Annotated in this window: 6 protein-coding genes; 5 read left to right on the top strand and 1 reads right to left on the bottom strand. The window is 58.8% G+C overall.

Annotated features, from left to right (window positions below; translation table 11 throughout):
* The first annotated feature begins 218 nt into the window (after positions 1-218).
* The 5 genes from RWM61_RS19885 (at position 219) to ssuE (ending at position 4,902) form a co-directional block, all read left to right on the top strand.
* Positions 219-1,091, top strand: coding sequence for an ABC transporter ATP-binding protein (locus RWM61_RS19885; protein ID WP_314004130.1), 873 nt, complete (start codon positions 219-221; stop codon positions 1,089-1,091).
* Positions 1,084-1,941 carry an ABC transporter permease gene (locus RWM61_RS19880; protein ID WP_314004127.1) on the top strand — a complete coding sequence of 286 codons (858 nt, stop codon included), beginning with the start codon at positions 1,084-1,086 and terminating at the stop codon, positions 1,939-1,941. Before RWM61_RS19885 ends, RWM61_RS19880 begins: the two co-directional genes overlap by 8 nt.
* Before the next feature lie 63 nt (positions 1,942-2,004).
* Positions 2,005-3,357 (top strand): LLM class flavin-dependent oxidoreductase, encoded by a 1,353-nt coding sequence (locus RWM61_RS19875; RefSeq protein WP_314004123.1) that lies wholly within the window; start codon positions 2,005-2,007, stop codon positions 3,355-3,357.
* 63 nt (positions 3,358-3,420) lie between these two features.
* Complete coding sequence (locus RWM61_RS19870) at positions 3,421-4,329, top strand: TauD/TfdA family dioxygenase (protein ID WP_314004120.1); 909 nt, start codon at positions 3,421-3,423, stop codon at positions 4,327-4,329.
* Positions 4,330-4,902 carry an NADPH-dependent FMN reductase gene (ssuE, locus tag RWM61_RS19865; RefSeq protein ID WP_314004118.1) on the top strand — a complete coding sequence of 191 codons (573 nt, stop codon included), beginning with the start codon at positions 4,330-4,332 and terminating at the stop codon, positions 4,900-4,902.
* Positions 4,903-4,945: 43 nt separating this feature from the next.
* On the opposite strand, the gene RWM61_RS19860 is transcribed toward ssuE, so the two are convergent.
* Positions 4,946-5,122, bottom strand: a complete 177-nt coding sequence (locus tag RWM61_RS19860) for a hypothetical protein (RefSeq protein WP_314004115.1) — start codon at positions 5,120-5,122, stop codon at positions 4,946-4,948.
* Positions 5,123-5,611 lie beyond the last annotated feature (489 nt).

Below are 5,611 nucleotides of genomic sequence, written 5' to 3'. Positions count from 1 at the left end.
CCGTGAAGTTCTGGAAAAGCACGGGCGTGGCCGGCAAGGGCGGCCTGATCGCGGAGGAGGAATTCTCCACCTGGGTGGATTGGCTCGTCAAGGAAGGCACGCTCAAGGAAGGACAACTGGAAGCGAAGGAATTATACACCAATGAATTCAACCCTTTTCGGAATGAAGCGCAATGAGCGGGAGAGGCGATTAGGCTATCGATCGAAAGGAGCGGGAGTATGACAGCGAAAATCAGCATCCGGCAGGTTCATAAATCGTTTGGAACCAAGCGCGATTCCGGACGTCCCGAGGCGGATTCCCCATCCGTCCCGGCTCTGCAGGATATTAATCTGGATGTGCGGCAGGGCGAGTTCATGGTCATCGTCGGTCCCTCCGGCTGCGGCAAGTCGACGCTGCTCGACCTGCTGGCGGGATTGACCCAGCCGAACGGCGGCGTCATTCTGTTGGACGGCAAGCCGGTCGCAGGGCCCAATCTCGACCGCGGCATCGTTTTTCAGCAATATGCGTTGTTTCCCTGGAAAACCGCGCTGGCGAACGTGGAGTTCGGACTGGAGGCCAAGGGCGTTCCGCGCAGGGAAAGAAGAAACATCGCGCGTGATTTTATCCGGCTTGTCGGATTGGCGGGCTTCGAAAACCGTTATCCGCATGAGCTGTCGGGCGGCATGAAGCAGCGGATCGCAATTGCCAGGAGCCTCGCTTACGACCCCGATGTGCTGCTCATGGATGAACCGTTCGCCGCCCTCGACGCCCAGACACGGGAGACGCTGCAGAGCGAGCTGCTGCGGATTTGGGAGGCAACCGGCAAGACGATCGTGTTCATCACGCACGGGATCGAGGAGGCCGTTTATTTGGGGCAGCGGGTGGCGGTCATGACCTCCAGGCCCGGCCGGATCAAGCAGACGATCGAAATCCCGTTCAAGTCGCGAACGTCTGAGGAGGATCTGCGATCCCACCCGGAATTCGTAAAGCTCCGCCATCAAATCTGGGATTTGTTGAAGGACGAGGTTCATCGCGCGCAGGAGCAGGAAAAAAGCACAAGCCTTAAAGCGGGCATACATTCCAACCACAAAGGAGCGGTGAAATATGGCTGATTCGGGAATTGGCGAGGCGGTCTATCGCCTCGAGAACGGCCAGGCGGTTAAGCGGGAAAAAGCGGCGCCGCCGCAATCGGTTCAGACCCGGCTGCACAACGCGTTCAAAACGTCGGCCGCGATCCTTGCGTTTTTGGCGATATGGGAGGCGGCTCCGCGGTTCGGGCTTGTCAACCTGACCTTTCTTCCCCCGCTGACGGAGGTGCTCGGCGCCTGGTGGGCGCTGCTGGCGTCCGGCGATCTAACCGATCATGTGCTGGCCAGCCTATCCCGCTCGTTCGGCGGGCTGTTTCTCGCCATCGCCGTCGCGATTCCGCTCGGCCTCGCAATCGGCTGGTGGAAGCCGGTTGCGCAGTATCTCAATCCGCTGCTTGAGGTGTTTCGCAATACGGCCGCCCTGGCGATACTGCCTGTTTTTATATTGCTCCTCGGTCTTGGAGAAACGTCGAAGATCGCCATCGTGTTCTACGCCTGCGCGTTTCCGCTGCTGCTTAACACGATCAGCGGCGTAAGGAACGTGGACCCGCTTTTGATCAAGTCCGCGCGCTCCATGGGCCTGCCGCCGGTCAGCCTTTTTCGCAAGGTCATCGTCCCCGCCTCGATTCCGACGATTTTTGTAGGCATCCGACAGGCGGGCGCCAGCTCCATTCTGGTGCTCGTGGCGGCGGAAATGGTCGGGGCCAAATCCGGACTCGGCTATCTCGTGCAGTATACGCAGTTCAGCTTCCAGATTCCGCAGATGTATGCGGGCATCCTGACGATATCCGCGATCGGCCTGGTCATTAATTATGCGCTGGTTTATGCGGAAACCAGGCTGACCGCCTGGAAACAAACGGTTGGCGGTGAATAGTCGGGCGGCGGGAGACAGGCAAGGGAAGAAGCAAGCCTTATTAATAGACGAGGTGTGATCTGTATGAGCAAGCCGAAACGGCAAATGAACCTGAATGTGTTTCTGATGAACGCCGGCCATCACGAGGCGGCCTGGAGGCACCCCGGCACGGAGCCGCATCATATTACCGACATCCGTTATTTTCAGCGGCTGGCCCGGATCGCCGAGGATGCCAAATTCGATTCACTTTTTCTGGCCGACGGGCTGGCCGTCAGCAAAAACATCCGGCACGGCGCTTTCGTAGGGCTTGAGCCGTTCACCCTGCTGTCCGCGCTCGCTGCCGTCACGGAGCGGATCGGCCTGATCGGCACCGTCTCGACGACTTACAACGAGCCGTTCCATGTCGCCCGAAAATTCGCGTCCCTCGATCATATCAGCAAGGGCCGCGCGGGATGGAACATCGTTACCTCCGGCAGCGAGCTTGAGGCCGAAAATTTCAGCAAAGACACACATCTCGCACATAACAAGCGATACGAGCGGGCACGGGAATTTCTGCAGGTGACGACCGGATTGTGGGACAGCTGGGAGGACGAGGCGATCGTCATCGACAGGGAGGCGGGCGCTTTTGCGGATGACGCCAAGGTCCGCGAAATCAACCATGCCGGCGCTGCGTTCAAGGTTCGCGGACCGTTGAATATTCCGAGGCCTCCGCAAGGCTATCCCGTTCTGGTGCAGGCGGGTTCCTCGGAGGACGGAAAGGAGTTCGCCGCGCAGTATGCGGAGGCGATATTTACGGCCCAGCAGACATTGGAGGATGCGCAGCGGTTTTACACCGATGTCAAGGGAAGGCTGGCGCGGTACGGTCGGCAGCCGGAGCGGCTGAAAATTCTGCCCGGCATCTGCGCGGTGATCGGGGCGACCGAATCGGAAGCGAGAGAAAAGGAGCGGCAGCTGAACGAGCTGACCATTCCGGAGTACGGCCTTCGCCAGCTGTCCGGTATGCTCAAGGTGGACCTGTTCACCTATCCGCTTGACGGGCCGCTGCCCGAATTGCCGGGCTTGACGGAGATTAACGGCAACAAGAGCCGTTATCGATTGGTGGCGGATTTGGCGGACAGGGAGAACCTGACGATTCGCCAGCTGATATATCGGTTGGCGGGCGCGCGGGGGCATCGCACCTTTGCCGGCACGGCGACGCAGGTTGCCGATCAATTGGAAGCATGGTTCACGCAGGAGGCGTGCGACGGCTTTAACGTCATGCCGCCGTATTTGCCGGCAGGGCTGGAAGAATTCGCGGAACAGGTGGTTCCCGAGCTGCAGCGAAGAGGGCTTTTCCGCACCGAATATTCGGGCAGTACGCTGCGCGGGCATTACGGGCTGGATCGGCCGGTTAACCGGTTTGCTTCCCCCGCGCTTGCCGCCGAGTCGGCCGGGTGAATCGAGCTTGCGGCATTAAACGGATTCGTTCATAAGGTTCATATATGAAGGAGGAGATGAAGAATGAGTATTGTGGAAAAGAACGAGTTTATCGTCACAGGTGTAGAGGTTCGTCCGGTCGCAGGGCGGATCGGGGCCGAAATCAGCGGGGTGCGGCTCGGCGCCGATCTTCCACCAGAGACGGTTCAGTTGATCCGGGCGGCTTTGCTGAAGCACAAGGTGCTCTTTTTCCGGGAGCAGACGCATTTGGACGACGCGGGCCTGGAAGCGCTCGCCCGGCTGCTGGGCAACCCGGTCGCCCATCCGACCGTCCCGATCAAGCAGGGCACGAATTATGTGCTGGAGCTCGATTCGTCACACGGCGGGCGCGCGGACTCCTGGCATACGGACGTGACTTTCGTAGACGCATATCCGGAGGCGTCCATCCTGCGCGCGGTCGTCGTGCCTGACTCGGGCGGGGACACGGTATGGGCCAACACGGCGGCCGCTTATGAACAGCTCCCCGAGGAGCTGCGCAATCTGGCGGACCGGCTGTGGGCGGTTCACACCAACGAATATGACTATGCGGCCCACCGGAACACGATCTCGCCGGAAGACGCCAAACGCCATAAGGAGGTATTCGTTTCAACCTTGTTTGAAACCGAGCACCCGCTCGTGAGGGTGCATCCCGAGACGGGGGAACGGACGCTGGTGCTTGGCCACTTCGCCAAAAAAATTATCGGCTTCTCGTCCGCCGATTCGGCTCAGTTGATCTCGCTGCTTCAATCGCATATTACCCGGCTTGAGAATACGGTGCGCTGGCGTTGGGCCGCGGGCGACGTTGTGGTCTGGGATAACCGGGCTACCCAGCATTACGCGCTCAACGACTACGGCGACCGGCATCGCGTGGTGCGCAGAGTGACGATCGACGGTGAGGCGCCTGTCGGCATTGACGGCCGGAGGAGTGTTGCGCGCGTAAAGGAGGCGAACTGAATGGCGTATGTCGCTCTCCTGTCAGGCAGCCCTTCGCATGGCTCGCGCTTGCTGGGATTAACCGATTTTAGCAGAACTTATTTGGAAAGCCTCGGGCACGAAGTCCAGTCGGTATCGGTCGCGGAGCTTCCGGCGGAGGATTTGCTTCGCGCGAATTTTAACAGCTCTCTCATCCGGCAGGCGCTCGCAATCATTGAAGAGGCGGACGCGGTTATTATCGCCGGTCCGGTGTATAAAGCCGCCTATTCAGGCGCGCTGAAGACGCTGCTGGACCTGATTCCGCAGAAGGGATTAAAGGGCAAAATCGTTCTTCCTCTTTTTATAGGAGGTTCGCTTGCGCATCTGTTGTCGGTTGATTACGCATTGAAGCCGGTGGTGGCCGCGCTCGGCGGCAACCACATTCTGGGCGGTGTTTACGCGGTCGATGAATGGGTCGGCCGGCTGGAGACCGGAGGCTTCAGCTTGACCGACGAGCTGAAGCAGCGTCTTGAAGGGGCGCTGAGCGAACTGCGCGCCGAGCTCGAAGCCAGGCTGTTGATCAGGCGCGAGCCAGTCGTCGATTCGTTAAGTTAAAGCTGACTGTAATGGAAAGACCCGCGGTCCCGCGGGTCTTTGTTCATTTTTGCTGTGTCGCGTTCGTTGTTCCTTGCGACGTGCGTTCCGGCACCGTTTGGCGGGTTCCGAATCTGCCTCCGTGGGACACCGCATTCTCGGCGATGGGCTGGTTGTCTTCTTCGGGCGCGTTCACCTGTCGATCGGCGGGGTTCTGTCCGTTCGTGTCGTTCGTTGGCATATCGCTTACCTCCCATGTTGTATGCAATCCCTGTTTATAATTCCGCACCGGGTAAAAAATATTCGGCGGCTTCCGGATATTAGCAGTTGTAAGTGGCTGCGGGGGTGTGGTAGATTATAAGTCCGGCCGGTTGCCGACAAGGCGGCGGACGGAGCCTAGGAGAAACTGACAGTTGCAAAGTTGGTCGAATCTATGTTATATTCTAATTCCGGGCCGAAAGGTTGCCGGAACGAGAAAGAAAGCGAAAAATGCGTTTTTCATTTCCGGCTCACGCCGAAAAAGAAAAACACCATTGTTCTTTGAAAACTGAACAACGAGCGAAACTGCCCTGTCATTCCGCAAGGGATGACGGAAAAGCAATACAAGCCATGAGCTATATCGACTCAACTTGTGCATTTGCCATCCGCGGCCTGGCCGCGAATTGCACATGCACCTTAATGGAGAGTTTGATCCTGGCTCAGGACGAACGCTGGCGGCGTGCCTAATACA

The organism is uncultured Paenibacillus sp. (genome assembly GCF_963515335.1).
Lineage (GTDB): Bacteria > Bacillota > Bacilli > Paenibacillales > Paenibacillaceae > Paenibacillus_I.
The sequence above is the reverse complement of the archived record's forward strand: the minus strand, read 5'-3'. Positions and strand labels throughout refer to the sequence as shown.